Origin of the sequence: Streptococcus infantis (genome assembly GCF_047465525.1) — a bacterium.
Taxonomy (GTDB): domain Bacteria; phylum Bacillota; class Bacilli; order Lactobacillales; family Streptococcaceae; genus Streptococcus; species Streptococcus infantis_R.
Map to the genome: position 1 here is coordinate 16,503 of NZ_JASGZS010000002.1, position 17,436 is coordinate 33,938.

A 17,436-nucleotide genomic window follows, 5' to 3' on the forward strand; every position below is an offset into this window, starting at 1 on the left:
TTTTTATGGTATAATAACGGTAAGTCGTGGAGGAGTAGGATAATGAAATTTGGGAATGATTTTTCCTGGCTGTGGGTAGCTATCATTAGGATTTTTACAGCTCCCTTTTATATCGTTCTTTGGTGTATTAATGTTGTAAAATCCACTATTGGTATGTTTATTCTTTGGGTTATAGCTAAAATATGTATAACAATCGTATTGATTGGGGGAATGGCAATCATTCATCATCTATTCAATTTCCCAAGCGAAAACATAATTGATAATATTTTTGGATGGTATACACCGCATATTTTAGGAATGTCCCATGATTCACTTATTACTGCTGGTCAAGTGGTTGATGCTCCAAAAGGAGGAGGGTTATTTTTCCCATATCCGAATTTTGAAGTTCCAATTATTATTGGCCTCAGTATTCTAGTAGCTACTGTTCGGACGATTTATCGTGAAGAATTTGAAGAATTATAAAAATAGTATTGTGTTTGGCACTGTAGAAATCTCTGCAGTGCCTTTTGTTATAAAAATAAAATTAAAAGAGGTAAAACAAAATGGAACTCATTACAAAAATTATTACTGGTCTAGGTGCACTCGGAACAGTTACAGGTCTTATTTGGATCTGGAATGGTTCATATGACTTTCTCCAAGGAAGAAAGAATCATGATAAGCAAAGGAAAGATGAAGGTTCTGATTCTATGACTCATGGTGCATTTCTGGCCATATCTTCTGCGGGAATTTCAGCCGCTATCGTTGCAGCACTATCTCTAATAAAATTTTAGGAGTAGCCTATGAATTTAGATATTAGAGAGCTAACAAGCTCTCTTTCTAGTTATAGCTCTGCTACAAATCAAGCTGTAAATATGATGGCTGATGCAGTCAGACCTATTGGTTATATCCTTTTAGCTCTTTTTTTCTGGTTTGAAATGGTATCATGGACGCAAATGGTAAAGTCGAGGGGAGGTGCATTAACACAGAAGATTTGGTTAGAGGCTTTAATGAAATATTTATTTGCTTTAATCATGATCTCTGCCTCATCTCAAATTTGTGATGCCATTCTGGAATTACTTAATATTGTTGTGAAAGTGATTGCTCATGTAACACCTACCGTTAAAACAACCATTGATTCTAATATTTCTGGTGGGAAAGGAATGATTGAAAAAGCTATCATTACCTTAGTCGGAAAAGCTGTAAGTGGAGTGGCTAACATAATTTTAGGGATTATTGTTTTCCTACGTTACTTGGATTTGTATATGCTTAAAGCTATAGCTCCATTGTTAGTAGCGTTCTTTATGATGGACTCGTTACGATCTGTTACGATTAATTTCTTGAAATACTTTGCGGCCTCTGCCCTTATTGGTGTCATCCTAATTATTGTTTCTGTTGTATATGATTCGATTGTTGCAGCAGATATCCTAAAGGTTACGACTGGTTCCAGTGATTCATGGGGAACAGCCTTTGCTTCAATTGCCAAGGGGGTTATCTATATTTTTGTTATGGTTGGGTCTAGTCGAAAAGCCAAGCAACTTTTAGGAGTGTAATCCATGTCTAGAAAAATTAGAATGGATCGATGTTATTTTGTGTGAAAGGAAACTAATTGAAAAAAATTGGATCAGAATTTTTAAGAGAATTTGAAACAGAGGACAGACCTATTTTATTTGGATTAACAGGTAGAATGATTGTTCTCTATGTATGTTTGGTAATAGCTGTTTCAGGTTCAATTACGATATACTTCTTTGGTTTACCTGATTGGTACATTTATCTTTGGGATGCTATTTTTGTTCTTCCTGGGGCAATGTACGGTACAGGTATGACCAAGAGAATACGGATTAAAGAAAAAATCAATTTCTTTTTCCGAATTCAACAAAGAAGCTATGAGACAGAATTTGGAAAGGTAGGAATTTATACAAAAGATGAGTTTATTCAAAAGCAAAAGAGAAAAACTAGAAAACGCAGAAAAGAAAAGAATTGAGCGCTTGCGTCGTCAGATGAAACCTACGACACAAAATACAATCAATTATACACTTCTACATGAAGATGGATTGATGCACATTGCTCGTGAGAAGTATTCTCGTAGCTTCATGCTGGGGGATGCTTCTTACTCAACTGCTCAACAAGATGAAAAAGAGAGCATCATCGATACAACGATGGATGCTCTTAATTCACTGGATGAGGGCAGTAACTATCAACTCTTAGTAATTAACCGTAGAGTATCGGATAATTCCTTGCAGAATATCTTGTTTGAAGAAACAAACGATGGCTACGATGACTATCGAGAAGAGTTAAACGAGATGATTAAGGAGCGATTTACGACACACGCTAACAACTTTGAGGTACATAAGTATGTGACCATTTCAACGAACGCTGATGATCGAAAACAGGCTCAGTTGTTACTACAAGATATTGGAGTTTCACTAGGAACACAATTTCAGGAATCGGATATTACATTTAAGGAAATGAATGGTTTGGATCGTCTAAAGGTCTTTTCAGAACTATTACGAGGAAACCCGTATGTCAATTTTGATTATCGAGAAATTGCTCTATCTGGATTATCAACTAAATCATTTATCGCTCCGAACCGAATTGAGTTTCAAGAAAAACGGATGATTATTGATGATAGTTGGGCCAAGGTACTCTATGCCCACCGATATCCTAACTGGATGTCTGATCGTCTCATTCGTGATTTAACGACACTGGGATTTGAACTAGCCATTACTATCCATGCAGAGCCCTATGAGAATGTTGAAATCTTAGAAAAGATTAACGATGCAGAAATGGATGCTGAAATTGGGAAGCTACGTTCTAAACGTAAGGCTGCTCAATCTGGTATCTTTGATGATGCAGTGGTTGCTGGTCGTGACCAAGAAATCTCAGAAGCTACCAAGAAGTGGCGAGATGAGATTACTGAGTATGATCAGAAAATCTTTTCTGGCTTGATTGCAGTGTATTTTAAGGCAGATAGCCAGGAGGAACTACAACGTAATGAGCAGAAGATTAAGCGTGCTGGACGGAAGCTAGGGGTAGAATTTGAAGACCTCTATTATTACCAGGAAGAGGCTTTAAATACGATTCTACCTATCGGTGAGTGCTTCTTGAATGTGAAGAAGAATTTCATGAGAAAGATGACAACAGCTAATATTGCTACACAAGTTCCTTTTACTAACGTGGATTTGAAGTCTGACAGCTCACTTGCTCGCTACTATGGACAAAATCAGTTATCGAATAATATCATTACACTGGATCGAAAACGTGATCTGAATACGGGTTCAGGTGTTGTGCTCGGTTCCTCTGGATCTGGTAAATCTACTACGATTAAGGGTGGAGAGGTAATTCCGACTTTGCTGAAATATCCAGAAGATCGAGTAATCATTGTGGATCCCGAAGATGAATATTCTGATATTGGTCGTGCTTTCGGTGCTCAGATGGTGGATATTTCGATTGGTTCTAAAACACATATCAATCTCTTAGATCTACCAGATCTGGATCGTTTGGACGATGAGGATGACGATCCGATTGGAGATAAAGCAAACTTGTTGATGGGATTATTTGAATCGATTCTATCTGAGGTAACAGATGCACAGATTGGGATTATTGACCGGGTAACAGGTGTGACTTATGAGCGCTATTTGACAGATGATTTCACTCCAACGCTAAAAGAATGGCACCAGGTATTGAAGGAACAACCAGAGCCAGAAGCTCAAGATTTAGCTTTAGCGGTAGAAACCTATACAACTGGTTCTCAAGATATTTTTGCTCACAAAACAAACGTGGATCTTAATCATCGCTTTGTTATCTTTAATCTGAAGAAGTTGTCTCACAAGTTGAAGCCGTTCGCATTGATGGTTATTCAGGATTATATCTGGAATCAAATTGTAGAGAATCAAGGGAAATGTACTACGTGGGTTTACTTTGATGAGATGCAGATTCTATTTAAAAATAAGGCCCAAGCAGACTTCTTTACTACGTTATATTCACGTATTCGGAAATACGGTGCGATTCCAACAGGAATTACACAGAACGTAGAAACGTTAGCTGCTGTTGAAGAAGGTCGGAAATTGCTGTCAAACAGTGAGTTCATGATTTTGCTCAAACAAAAACCCCAGGATTTGGCTATCTTAAAAGAGATTGTTAACTTGACTGACAAACAGATTCGCTACTTGGCTCGGCCAAAAGCTAAAGGTACTGGCTTAATTGTAGCAGGGCCAGTTGTAGTGCCATTTGAAAATCCAATACCTAAGAATACTAAGTTATATAACTTAGTCGCAACAGACGCTTAGGAGTCTCATTATGGATCAGGAGAAAGGCAGACCAAAAACAATCGGTCATAAGATAGATCAGAAGCTGGAAACAGTCCGGAAGAATTACCGCACTGTTCAACAAGATAGTGCTTTGCGAATGAAAGAACTAAAGTCACAATCACGTTCTACGAATCGCATCGTTAAGAATGCTCATAAACAATTTAGAGCTTCAAGAGCCAAAGTCAAAAAAATTCAAAAAGAGTATAAGAATATCCAGAAACAGGGAAGAAAGCTTCGGAAAGAAGGGAAGGATCTTCGTCCAGAAGAAATCAAGAAGCAGGCTTTTCTTAATCAGGAATTGGATAAAGCAAAGCTAGAGAAAAAAGTTTCTAAAAAAACTTATAAAGTTGCTCAAGAGGCTAACGGTGGATCACGGAAGAAGAAGTTTCTTCGTGCGGCCAAACAATCTGTAGAACGAGTTGCTAATCAACAGGCTAGTTCTACAGCTCATCAGGATGATACCCTTTCAGATATAGCAAGAGCTAAATATCGGTATCAGGATATTCAGATTCAAGGGAAACGGATTAAAACGATTGGGAAATATAGCGGTAAGCTTGGTCAAGGAGTAGTTAAATCAAGCTACAGTCTAGGAAATAGATTCTACAATAAGGCTAAAGGGAGAGGCTTCACTCGAACCCCAAGAGAATTTTCTTGGGAAGGGAAGTTATCTCGACAGATACAGGCTTATAGAAAGCGCTTAGCTGCATCTAAGATAGGGAAGGCTGCTAAGAAGGCTAGAAAAGTTTATCGTTTTGGATCTAAACCGATTAAAGCTATTATCAAAAATCCATTTAGCTTAAAGGCTTATCTGATTGCTTTTGGTCTGCTTTTGTTTCTGGCAATACTTGGTATTGGTAGTTCAGGAATTACCCGTCAAGATGAGTTTGATATGAATGATACCTGGTTGTATCTTTCAAAATTGGATCGTGAAAAATCGAATGATAAGGTAGATTATTGGACAAAAATTGATGATCCGCTTTTGTACTTGAATTATAAGTATGATGATATTTCAGATAAACTTCGTATAGACGGGAACAAGTATTTTTCGCAAAATACTCGTGGGAAACTATACTTAGATACCTTATGGAAGAATTTGAATGGGGATAAAGATAATCTTAAAACAATGGAAGATCTTTATACTAAAAATGACCTTTACAAGTTGAGTGAGGATGAGTTAGAAGAGTATAAAGAACTCTTAGAAATTGCTCGAGATAGCGGAAAATATATGTTGCTACAAGAACTAGATAATCCATTTTATACAGAAGATCAACCTGAATCAGAAGCTCCCCTTCAGATTATTGATCGTTTTGGTTATAAAACTACGAAGGAAATCTTTAAGGGTTCTGTTTTGCAGGCCACAGGTGGACAAACTCTATTAGCTGTTTTAGATGGGAAAGTCGAAGTCAATGGTAATGATTTAGAAATTAGTGATGAGAATTCCAAGTTTCTATATAAGAACGTAGATACGATTCGTTATAAAACAGGAGATCATGTTAAATCTGGAGATATCATTGGAAAGGTCGCATCTGAAGGAAATCAAACGGTCTATTATCAAAAACTAGAACCTGACCGCTCAAATAAGAAAGATAAAGATGGTAATGTTGAGAAGAGTTGGACTTATGTCAATGTCGGTTTTTACTTCCAGCGTGTAGAGTACACACAAGCAACGTCTGTTGTGAGTAGTATTGAAACATCTGGAGAGAAAGGAAAACGTGCGAGAGCTTTTGCAGATGCGATTAAAAAGAATATACCGGAGGCAACCGATGAAGGAATTGCAGCTGTTTTGGGAGGATTTGATATTGAGAGTTCCATCACTTTTAAACGTTATGAAACGGACTATCTAACCAATAATCAATTTGATAAGGTTGCTAAAGAGCCAACTGCAGAAAATCTAGTTGGTAACTGGGGAGCCTTTCAAGCTATGTATCCAAATTTACATTTAAATAAAGGAGAGTACATGGTCAATGGTTTACACTATATCGGGATTGGGATTGGTCAGTTTACTGGCCCCCGTGCTCTTGCATTGTGGAATTTTGCAAAAGAGATGAATGGAGATATTTGGTCTGCGGAAGTTCAAACTAAATTTCTATTAGAAGCAGATGATCCAATTAGACGAGAAGCTTTTAAAAGAATTGTAACCTCAACAGGTTCCGTAGAAGCTCTTGCAGAGGACTTTTTGAATGCTTGGCTGGGAGTACCAGGTAATAAGCTTTTAGAACGACAAACTGCAGCTCGTCAATGGTTAAATTTCTTAAAAAATAAAGGAGGAGGTTCAACAGGAGTTTCGAGTCAACAAGTTCCAGCAGAGTATAAGGACAAACTTCCGTATGGACTCCCTACCGATCAAGCAATTCTAGAGGGTCAAGGTTATCCAGGTAATGCCTATGCACTAGGAAATTGTACTTGGTATGTCTATAACCGTTTTGCTCAGATTGGAACTGGAATTTATCCATATTTAGGAAATGCCAATCAATGGGTTGATAGTGGTCAAGCTCAAGGATATGAAATTTCAACGACTCCTAAACCAGGTTCTGCAGTTGTATTCATGAATGGTGTAGCTGGAGCATCACCAATCTATGGCCACGTTGGATTCTGTGAGTATGTCAATAGTGATGGTAGCTTCTTAATGTCAGAAATGAACTTTGCTGGTTTATACCTTACTACTTGGCGAACCTTGACACCACAATCAGGCATCTATTTTGTTACCCCTAAATAAGAAAGGAAAAGAATGTATAATCAAAAGTTAATCAAAATGGTAAAGAGACTCCTTATCGGAGTCGCTGCCGTTTTATGTATTATCCTGGGCTATTCTATTGCTCAAGTACAACAGAATTTGAGACAGAATAGTCAAGTTCAGGAAGAGGCAAAACAGAAACCAGAAGAGAAACAACAGGAACAACTATCTCTTACTGAACAGCAAGTCGAGGACTTTCTAATTGCTTACTATACCAAAAAGGATTTAGAAGAGAATCGTCCACGCTATAAGCCTTTTATGACTGATTCTATGTATCAGGAAACCATTCAAGAAGAACAAAAGCCAGTTAACCAGACCTATAAGGGGTATGTGGTTGACCAATCTTATGAATCAGGCTCTATCTACATTGATAAAACACATAAAGTTGCGTTGGCTCAGATTCAATATTCTAGCACAACCTTAGCAGAAAAAGATAATCGAGATTCTAAGGGGCTTACTGGTATCACTAAGGCTACCATTCGATTGACCTATGTAGAACAATCAGGTAAACTATTGGTCAATAAAATTGAGCCTATTGTCTTGACTGAAGCAAAAGGGCAAAGTATAGGCACTTATTCAGACACTAGCAGTTCAAGTTCGACTTCAGTTTCCTCTTCATCAACCACAACACCTACATCCTCTGAACAAACAACCGCAACCAGTAGTAACCAATAAGGAGAATTGAATGAATAAAAAAATAGAACAACTTGAAGGTAAGCTTGAGAAAATCAGGAGAGAGAAGGAAAAAGCACAACGACAAAAAGAAGAAGCAGATAAAAAAATCAAGAAGTGCATAGGTCAAGAAAAGGATTTGGAAGCACAGCTTTTTGTTGCCCTTTCAGAAGAAAGTGGCTTATCCTATCAGGAAATGAAGGAACTCATTTTTCCAGCACAATCAAGTAACCAAGGAGTGAACCATGTATAAAATTATCAATCAACTGACTAATCAAGAGGAAACTTTTGAGTACCGAGATGATTTGTTATCAAGGCTAGAAATCATCAATGAGCGAATGAAAAGTAATAAAATAAATGGAATCTATCGACTTTATTCTCTTAATCCTGAAGGTGAAATCCTACAAGAGCTTAGTCTTGAAATACCTTTTGTTGGAATCATTGATCAGTTGTTGGAAAATTTTGGTACGAGTGGTGGGAAGAAAAAGAGAGGTTTTCTTCATTTTTTAGCAAAACATAAAGAAAAGAAGTCCTCGCAAGATATACCAGAACCTCAACCCCAACCCGAGTTCCAACCAGAACCAGATCCTGAACTAGAAGATCTAACGGTAAAGAAAGAGGCGAATATGGCTCGTCAAAGAATTGCTGAGCTAGTTTCTCAGAAGCCTAAAGATGAGGTTAGAGAGGAAGTGCCTTTGGAAGATAAAATTACCTATTCTTCTAGTGAATGGACTACAGATCATTTCAGTAGATTAGATGAAAATGAGGAAGAACGAGTAGAACCTTCACAAGATGAAAATACACAGGATGCAGCTACAGAAGAAGTAGCACCAGTTGTTGCTACATTTAGTCAGGAAGAGAATAAAACGCTTCCTGATCAAAAGGCTGAACCTTCCTTCTCTCTTTCTCATGCGACTACAGTAAATGTGCCTTCAGAGGTTATTGATAGCTTTGAGGCTCAGACGGTTACTTATAAGCAATCTATTAAAAATAAAATCAAATCCAACGAAGATTTTATCAAGGAAGCCAATGAGGAAATTGCTCAGTGTCAAAAAAGGATCGATGAGTTGCAACAACAGATTCTTGCGAAAGACTCTCAAGCTTCTCAATTGAAGGATCTTTATTTCAAAATTGAAGAGGTGAGCTAAAATGGAACAAGAACAAGTGGTAGCCCAATTAGGACGGGCAACTCTTGTGACAGGAGAGGTAATCTTAAAAGGACTCTTCTTGGTGAGCTCTAAAGCAGTTGAAATTTATCAAGCCAGAGGGGAGAATGTAGTCTTTACTGGTGATACAGACTGGAATAAATTCATGGCAACAGCAGATGCTAAAGAAGTCCAGCAATTACTACATAATGAAGTCAATCTCGAGGCAGTTCGAAAAGAACTGGGCCAATACGGGATTGGCTTTTCTTTTTATACTCATCCAGATGGGAAGACAACTCTTGCTTTTAATGCAAAAGATAAAGGTGTTGTCGAACAAGCCTTTAAGGATGTCCTAGAAGGAATCACAAGAGATCCGAAAGGATTCAATGAGCGAAACCTTAAAAATGGAAAAACGACTTCTTTTGAGGAAAAATTGAAACATTTTAAAGCAGTTGAACAAGAGAAAATTAACTCTCTTCAGGTAAACATTCATACTAAGGAGTTTGTTCTTCCAGAAAATATCGAACCACAGATTGGAGGGAAAATAAAGTGATTACAGTAAAGAAGAAACGGAGATTTAGACCGTATTTGTTGTTAGGAATTGGTCTATTCTACCTCTTTCATTGGCTCTTTAAACTATGGCTGATGGCACCTGATACAGACTCAGTAACGGATGTATTCGGTCTTGAAAAGTTTAACTGGATGAGCGATCATCTGAGCGATAAATCTTGGTTTGATTTTCAATTCACACAAACTTCTTTATTGATAGGAATAAGTGGGTTTCTGATTGCTTTTCTATTGTATATGAGAGTGACAGATACAGGTACATACAGGTATGGGGAGGAACATGGATCAGCTCGCTTTGCAACTAAAGAAGAGTTGATGAGATTCCGAGATGAAGATCCTGAAAAGAATATGATCTTTACTCAAAATAGCCAGATGGGACTATTTAATAACCGATTGAGCTTTGAAAATCAGATTAATAAAAATATTTTGGTGTATGGTGGTACAGGGGATTCAAAGACACGTAGTGCTGTAAAACCAAATATTTTACAAGGAAATTCTAGTTTTGTAACCACAGATACCAAAGGGATTTTGATTCATGAAACAGGGAAGTCTCTTATAGAAAAAGGCTATAAGATGAAGATTTTTGATTTGATTACTTTCTTGAATTCAGATGGTTTCAATGTTTTTAGATATATTCATAATGAAATGGATATAGACCGAGTGGCAGAGGCTATTACAGAGTCTCTCAACAGAAATGGTCATGAGGGAGATCCTTTTTGGCCAGCAGCCAATAAACTCCTGATGCGTTCTCTAATTGGCTATCTTTATTTTGATGGTAAGCTCGATCACTATCTGCCTAATTTAGGGCAGGTTACAGATATGATTCGAGAATTGAGAAGAAATCATCCAGAAGCGGAGAGTCCTGTTGAATTGATGTTTGAAGACCTGGAGAGAAGGAGCCCAGGGAATTATGCTAGTAGGCAGTGGGATCTATTCAATAAAAACTTTGATGGCCAAACACGGGCTTCTGTTTATGCTATCTTTGCAACAACCTTCTCAGTATTTGATCATGAGCAACTAAGAAAGATTATTGAAAAGGATACACTCGAGATTGAAAAATGGAATATTGAGAAAACAGCAGTTTTTATTCATATTCCAGAAGTGGATCCAGCTTACCAGTTCTTATCTGCCCTTCTTTTTAGTACCATTTTTGATGTGCTAATAAAAACTGCAGATGCAGTTATATTAGGTGAGCATCCAACAAAGACCAAGGAAGACTTATTGCATCTACAGGTGTGGGCGGATGAGTTTGGTCAGATTGGGAAGATTCCTAATTTACCACCAATTATCTCAGTTATTCGTTCTCGAGAGATTTCTATCAAGATGATGGTACAATCTCAAAGTCAGATTGAAGTATTATATGGTAAAGAAAATACGAAGACGATTATCAATAACTGTGGTGCTATTCTTTATTTAGGATCCAATGACTTAGACACGCTTAAGTACCTATCTGAGCGATCAGGTAAGCAAACTTTGAATGATCAGAATTATAGTGAGAGCAGAGGAAGAAATGCCAGCAGCTCTAAGCAGAACTCTAAAATTGGTCGAGAACTGTTGACACCGCATGAGGTGGCTACTATTGGAACAACAGAAGCCCTACTCTTCCTATCCAAACAAAATGTCTTTCGAGATCAAAAATTTAACCTGGATACGCATCCAAGAGCCAATCTCCTAAGCAATGGCCCAAACGATGACAATTGGTATCGATACAAGCGCTATTTGAGTGATATTGATGAGTGGAAAGACCAGGTTGGGGAAGAAAATGTTATTCATATTGGGATTAAGGAAGTTGAGGAAGTTCCTCTCAGAGTGAGTTAGAAAGGATAAAGAATGAATACATTACCACAAAAACAATTTAAACGAATGAAGCGTGAAGTTGAGGAGGAGACTGCACGAGGGATTGGTTATTTTGAGGGGATTTTAGAACATATTCCTTCTTATCCCCTATCTGAAGCAGTAAAAGAATTGGCTTTAGCTGGTTGGATTACACCTCATACAGATGTCGTTGATGTCCAAAATATGATTGTTACAGAATCCATAAAATGGATGAATTATCAAGATTTTAAAAAAGTTGCTCCCTATTTATTTTCATATCCTCGAGAGCAAAGAAAGAAAGATTTATTGGTTCGACCAGTGAAGATTTCCAGAGAGTATTTTGAGGAATTGAAGGCCAATGCAGAAGAATTATTTCACTTGGAGCAAGACTTGCTTCAGGTTAATGATCAATTAGATGCTAAGATCCAGGAATTGGAGATGGATCAGCTACCAAATGGCGATCAGGTCATTGGAGTTGATCTAGAAGCTGAGGAGGTATTGTTACTGCGAACTCCAGAAAATGCTCAGGTTGAGGAGTGGGAGGTTCGTAAAGATGGCTTGATTACTGATTATCGTTCCAATCTTTCAGAAGCAGCTCAAATTGTGGATGCTTTGCTTGAAATGAAGAATTCGGAGATTGATACCATTCTCTACGAAGAAGTAATCAACTATTCTAAGAGAACTTGGCCAGATTCGGAACCAATACAACTTCCAGAAAGTATCAAGGAAATGTTGAATCAAGAAGCTAGGCTAGACCCTTCATATTACCAAATAGCACGATTTGAAACATTAAGACAAGCCTATATTTATGGGATGGTTTCACCTAGCTTCCAGGAACATTTCCCTCATTATTCAGATTTCGTTAGGAACTATGTTGAAGATAGGGAAGAATACGAATTTTTCGATTATCGTACAGAAGCAGTCTCTCTAGCTCAAGAAATTTTAGTCTCCCGTTTAGACGATATTAATCAGATTTTAAGTACGAACAATCAGGAGTTAATCGTTCAAGAAGTCACTGGATATTCTCAGGGTGAAAGCTGGGAACTAGCTTATTTACGGGATACAAAGACGGAAGATAGAGAATCTGTTCAGTTCTATCTTGAAAGTGAGATTGGAGCTTGGTATAAGGGGAGTTTAACAGAGTTGGATATTATCCGATTTGATGATATTGATTTAGAGAAAGGATTTAATGGCCATCAGGAAGCAGTCTATCATATCGATGAGAACCTATTAGTTCATGATAAGCTAAAACAAGCTCAACTCCATTTTCCTGATTTAAACCGTTTTGTAGAAGCAGAAGAACTTGAGAGAGAACAGACACAAGATATAGTCGCAGAAAAAGAAGGGCCAGAATTTTCATTGTAGGGAGGTAACAGATGGCATTAAGTAAAGAAGAAGCCAAAAGATTATCTATTATTTCTGTTGCAGAGCAACTAGGCATAGAGTTAAAGCGTACAGGAAGCCATAGTTATACCTGGATAGAGCACGATTCATTTGTGATCGATGCAAGAAAAAATGAATTTCACTGGAATTCAAGAACTGAATTTGGAGATGTCATTCAGTTAGTACAATCCATAAAAGGAGTTTCTTACAAAGAAGCGATGCATTTTTTGGAAACTGGAGAATTTAAGCAAGTTAATGCAGAAGTTCAGATGGCTCCAAAAGAGCCGTTTCACTATAATTTGGAAAGATATGAGCGTCAGGATTTCAGCGCCTCTAGAAGCTATTTGAAGGCACAGAGAGGCCTTTCAGATGATACGATTAACTTCTTTATTAGCCAAGGAAGTATAGCGGAAGCAATCCGAAAAAAGGGAGACTATTTTGAGCCTGTGATTGTCTTTAAGTATAAGGACAACACAGGCTTTTTAGCTGGTGCTAGTCTCCAGGGAATAGTAGAGAATCGAGTGCATTATCCAGAACGTGGGCGCTTAAAACAAATTATGAGAAATTCAGACGGACAACTAGGATTTTCAATCGATATTGGTACTCCTAAACGTTTGGTATTTGCGGAAGCTCCAATCGATTTAATGAGCTACTATGAGCTTCATAAGGATACTCTTCAGGATGTTCGCTTAGTAGCTATGGATGGAATCAAAGATGGTATCATTAGTCGAAGATTTATGGAATTATATGCCGAGATGAACGGTAAATCCTATCAAGTGGATCAGAATGTTGGAAAAACGCTAGAAACTGTAGTTAGAACAACGAATTATTTTAAAGATGGTCAGCATCAGGATATGATTACCTTAGCTGTAGATAATGATGCAGCTGGTTATAGTTTTATCACTCGATTGCAGGAAAAGGGGATTCCAGTACAGATTGCGATTCCCCCTATTATTCAGGCAGACCAGGAGAAGGAAGATTGGAATGATTTCCTGAGGAGAGATAACGAAGCTCCTAAGAATCTGGCGCATGTTTATATAGCAGATGAAAAGTCCTGGCATTACCAGGGTTTTTTTGAGAAGGAAATAGCTCTTGCAAAAGCGCAAGAGCTAACTGCAGAGGATGTAAAAACTTTTGTGTCAGATAGGCAATTGACAAGGGAAGAAGTTCGTCAAGAATATCAAACAATTATTAATCAAGAAAGAGGGAGAAAAAATAGTATGTCGGAATTGCATGAGAATAGTAGTGAGCATGAAGAAGATTTAGTAAACAATCCTCAACAAGCTGATAGAGTACTTATTCAACCGGAAACACAAGCTATAATTGATTCTGGAGAGGTCAAACAATGGGCTAAACATCCAAATATATACTTTGTAAAAGGGCTACGTTTTGTAGCTCTAGAAATGACAGAAGAAGGAAAATTTGAACAATCATCTCAATATCTCCCTAAAACGGAGGAGGAAAAAGAGGTGGTAAACAAGTTACTGTACAAACAAAAAAAGCAAGATGAAGTAGTTCTAGAAGATGATCAGAGTTCTGAATTGAACATAGATACTAGTAATTTATCTCCAGAAGATGCGGAATGGCTAAAGAAAAACTGGAATAATATAGGCTTTTCTGTTCAGTCAACTAGACTCGTTGAAACAACTACAGCTTCAGAAGAAAAAGAAAAGCCTCTTGATAATAATCAAGAGACCAACACTGGGGGCGAACTATTGAATCGCAATTCCAGTTCTTTAGGAGTAGAAACTCCAGGGACAGCACCGCAGCCCGTTGAGAAAAATTCTCAACCTGATTTTCCTGCCAATGTTCATTTTCATTTTACCATCGATGAGGATCGAATGTCAAATAAAACCTTCAGAAAAAACATGCGAGCGTTAAATTTATACGCAAACGCAATGAGGGACTCGGCTCAATGGTATCTAAAAGAAATGTCAGGGACAAGTATCCATTATGTTTATAAGAATCCAGAAGAAAAGCAATTCCAAATTCTAAATGTTAAATTTGACAAGAAAAATTGGATGCACTTAACTGGAGTAACACCCGTATATAATGAGTGGGTAGAACATTTATCTGAGTCATTCGTTGAAGATGTTGCAGCTGGGAAAGGGCATTTCAAAGATTTAAAATTTGCAAATGGAATGTCGGATAAACTAAAAGTTTTGAACTTATTACCTGAGGTGATAGAGTCAGATTCCTTTGTGTTTAACGATCTTTCATCTGTAAAGAAATTTAATAATCTGGATCTTTCAAAAGCAATTAGACCAGAAGATACTGATTTGTTATTGTTATTCAAAGAAAAGGAATTTACTCATGTCCCTGCATCTTTAATGAGAGTGAAGGGGGATTTAAGTAAACAACTGGAAGACATAGATACCGGCACAATTCTCGGTGTCTATAGAGAAAGAGATGGTCAGATTGAACAGCTATCGATTAATGATGAATATGTTAAAGATGGTGGCGAGGAAATGCTATCCGTCTTGAGAAATAAGCAGTATGAAGAGGTTCCTAAAGAATCTGAACAAACAGCTTCAGTAAATACTATAGATAAAACTTCACTTGATTCAGTAACTTTTACTCAAGTTTTGGATACTGTCTATAATTTAGGTGTGCCAGGTGACATCTCAAAAACTCCAGAAGAATTTCATCAAGCATGGAATCAATATCTTGACTATGCGAAGAAGCACAATGATAAATTTGATCAGATTGTTGCAGCTGCTGGGGAAGATAATCTCTTGGATGTAAATTCAAACTTCTATAAAGAATGGCAACAAGATCATGTTTATAAAGATGACTACCATGTTCGTCTTCAATGGTCTGAGGAGCGTCTAGATGGCCCGCAATTGCCCTTTAAAGAAACAGAGCTGATATCTTATCAAGATTTCGCTAAAGAGCTTTACAAGGCTAATCAGAACTTCTATCCGTTACATCAGGAAGGGGTAAAACAAGTGACTGGTGGTCACCCAGAAGCCTACATTTCCCCAACTAAGATCCAGTTTAGTATCTACGCTCCTGACGGTGAACTGATTCAGGATGGCATTCGTTACGATATTGGAGATGAGATTAACCCAATCGTTCATAAAGAAAGACTTGGTACACGAGAAATGCGAGAGCATCCAGAGTTGATGAAGATAGATGGGGCATTATTTAATCAGTATCATCTGGAGAGATTAGCGAGTGAACTAGATATTTCTCAGTTCAGTTACGCTTTGGAAGATACTCCTTATGCAGATCAACTGTTATCTCAAGTACCTTACGGAGTGTTAGAAAATAGTCCGATTGGTTTTTCGGATAGTAGTCATGATAGTCGTCTAGGATTTATTTCTTTTGATGGAATGGATAGTGTTGAGGTCGAAAATCTATCTGCTTGGTTTGAGAAGTTGGGAGTTAAGGATTCTCCAATGGAACAAGTAGCTCTTGTAGAAAAATGGCAAAAAGAAATTAAAGATTTATCAGAAAGAGTTGAACAAACCATCGAAAATATCCGAGATGAATTTGAAAAAACACAAGTCAAGAATTCACAAAATACACCAGATAATCCATACGAAAAAATTTATCAGTATAACCGAAAAGATGAGAGGGATCGTGATTTGGATGGTGATGGTATTTCCAATTCTGATGAGATGTTGCAAGGAACAGATCCATACAACGGTGCTTCTAACCTTCATAAAAAACAGGAAGATAGAGAAAGAAGGACAGATGTTGAAGCGGAAACTGGAGCTATTATAACCGATGCAATTGCTGCTAAAAGTTCAGAACAAACCATTTCCCAGTTAGTCGCAAATAAAGATACAAAAGCTTTAGCTGAACACTTGAAAGAGGGAATGAAGAACTATTTAGATTCAGAACAGTTTAAATCGTTCTTGGATACGATGAGTAAGTTTCACAACTACTCACTCAACAATATTCATTTGCTGAAGATGCAAAATCCTAATGTTTCTCAAGTTGCTAGTTTCAATAAATGGAAAACAGATTTTGACAGAACAGTTAAAAAGGGTTCAAAAGCTCTGAAAATCTGGGTTCCGTATCAAGTGAAAACTAAGATTTCTGCTAATCAAAATGAGTTGAGTTTTTCTCCATCTGAGAATGAAATGGAAGAGAAGGAAGTCACAGTTACTCGATTCAAGTTAGGGAATGTCTTTGATGTATCTCAAACAGAAGGAAAAGAATTGCCAAAAGCAATTAATGAATTGACTGGAGATGTTAAAGATTATGAAGATTTGTACCGAGCAGCCAAAGCTGTTTCAATGGATAATCAGGTTCCTATCAGTTTTGAAGAAATTAAAAGAGAGAGCACAAATGGTTATTATTCTCCAAATGAAAATCGAATTGTTATTTCAAAAGGCTTAAAGGGTCAAGAACAGATTTTAAAAACCATTTTTCATGAAATGGCTCATGCAGATTTACATAGAGGAAGCAATGCCCAATATGGGGACGACCAATATCGTAAGCAAGAATTACAAGCTGAAAGTGTCGCTTATGTCGTAGCTAATCATTTTGGTTTTGATACGAGTAGCTACAGTTTTGGATATTTGGCTATTTGGGCAAAAGATAAAAATGGTTTTGAAGATATGGTAGAACAACTGCAGGTTGTTCAGAAGGAAGCAAAAAGTTTGATTGATCGGATGGATGCTAAGTTAGAATTAGTGAAAAATAAAACTGTGACGAAAGATAAGTTTGCTGATAAACTCCAACAGGCAAAAGAAAAATCTGAGCAGTTGGGGAATCAAAAGGCGGAAGCTGTAAAGCAGGTGGAAGAAAAAAAGTCCCTGAGCAGTCCTCAATAATGGAGGCATTAGTTCGTAGGAAGAAAAATAAAAAAGGAGAAACAGAA

The 17,436-nt window shown here is 37.4% G+C and carries 13 protein-coding genes; all 13 read left to right on the top strand.

Annotated features, from left to right (window positions below):
* Positions 1 to 42 precede the first annotated feature (42 nt).
* The 13 genes from QM374_RS00855 to QM374_RS00915 all read left to right on the top strand — a co-directional run bounded on the left by QM374_RS00855 (position 43) and on the right by QM374_RS00915 (position 17,389).
* Positions 43 to 462, top strand: a complete 420-nt coding sequence (locus QM374_RS00855; protein ID WP_049503650.1) for a hypothetical protein — start codon at positions 43 to 45, stop codon at positions 460 to 462.
* A gap of 80 nt (positions 463 to 542) precedes the next feature.
* On the top strand, positions 543 to 770 hold the full coding sequence (locus tag QM374_RS00860; RefSeq protein WP_371560894.1) for a hypothetical protein: 228 nt from the start codon (positions 543 to 545) through the stop codon (positions 768 to 770).
* A gap of 9 nt (positions 771 to 779) precedes the next feature.
* Entirely contained in the window at positions 780 to 1,529 is a 750-nt protein-coding gene (locus QM374_RS00865; RefSeq protein WP_371560896.1) for a conjugal transfer protein TrbL, read from the top strand.
* 56 nt (positions 1,530 to 1,585) lie between these two features.
* The gene (locus tag QM374_RS00870) at positions 1,586 to 1,960 is read left to right on the top strand and encodes a hypothetical protein (protein ID WP_371560898.1); all 375 of its coding nucleotides are present in this window, start codon (positions 1,586 to 1,588) and stop codon (positions 1,958 to 1,960) included.
* Positions 1,902 to 4,265: a VirB4-like conjugal transfer ATPase, CD1110 family gene (locus tag QM374_RS00875; RefSeq protein ID WP_371560900.1), complete on the top strand. Its 2,364-nt coding sequence runs from the start codon at positions 1,902 to 1,904 to the stop codon at positions 4,263 to 4,265. Before QM374_RS00870 ends, QM374_RS00875 begins: the two co-directional genes overlap by 59 nt.
* A 10-nt stretch (positions 4,266 to 4,275) precedes the next feature.
* On the top strand, positions 4,276 to 7,002 hold the full coding sequence (locus tag QM374_RS00880; protein WP_371560902.1) for a phage tail tip lysozyme: 2,727 nt from the start codon (positions 4,276 to 4,278) through the stop codon (positions 7,000 to 7,002).
* A gap of 36 nt (positions 7,003 to 7,038) precedes the next feature.
* On the top strand, positions 7,039 to 7,695 hold the full coding sequence (locus QM374_RS00885) for a hypothetical protein (protein WP_371560904.1): 657 nt from the start codon (positions 7,039 to 7,041) through the stop codon (positions 7,693 to 7,695).
* 10 nt (positions 7,696 to 7,705) lie between these two features.
* Positions 7,706 to 7,945 (top strand): hypothetical protein, encoded by a 240-nt coding sequence (locus QM374_RS00890; protein ID WP_371560906.1) that lies wholly within the window; start codon positions 7,706 to 7,708, stop codon positions 7,943 to 7,945.
* Complete coding sequence (locus QM374_RS00895) at positions 7,938 to 8,840, top strand: hypothetical protein (protein WP_371560908.1); 903 nt, start codon at positions 7,938 to 7,940, stop codon at positions 8,838 to 8,840. Before QM374_RS00890 ends, QM374_RS00895 begins: the two co-directional genes overlap by 8 nt.
* A 1-nt stretch (position 8,841) precedes the next feature.
* Positions 8,842 to 9,390, top strand: coding sequence for a DUF3801 domain-containing protein (locus tag QM374_RS00900; protein WP_371560910.1), 549 nt, complete (start codon positions 8,842 to 8,844; stop codon positions 9,388 to 9,390).
* Positions 9,387 to 11,222, top strand: coding sequence for a VirD4-like conjugal transfer protein, CD1115 family (locus QM374_RS00905; RefSeq protein ID WP_371560912.1), 1,836 nt, complete (start codon positions 9,387 to 9,389; stop codon positions 11,220 to 11,222). The genes QM374_RS00900 and QM374_RS00905 overlap by 4 nt, the downstream gene beginning before the upstream one ends.
* A gap of 12 nt (positions 11,223 to 11,234) precedes the next feature.
* Complete coding sequence (locus QM374_RS00910; protein ID WP_414310615.1) at positions 11,235 to 12,584, top strand: hypothetical protein; 1,350 nt, start codon at positions 11,235 to 11,237, stop codon at positions 12,582 to 12,584.
* Positions 12,585 to 12,595: 11 nt separating this feature from the next.
* A complete protein-coding gene (locus QM374_RS00915) occupies positions 12,596 to 17,389 on the top strand; it encodes a PBECR4 domain-containing protein (protein WP_371560916.1) in 4,794 nt (1,597 codons plus the stop codon).
* The last annotated feature ends 47 nt before the right edge of the window (positions 17,390 to 17,436 follow it).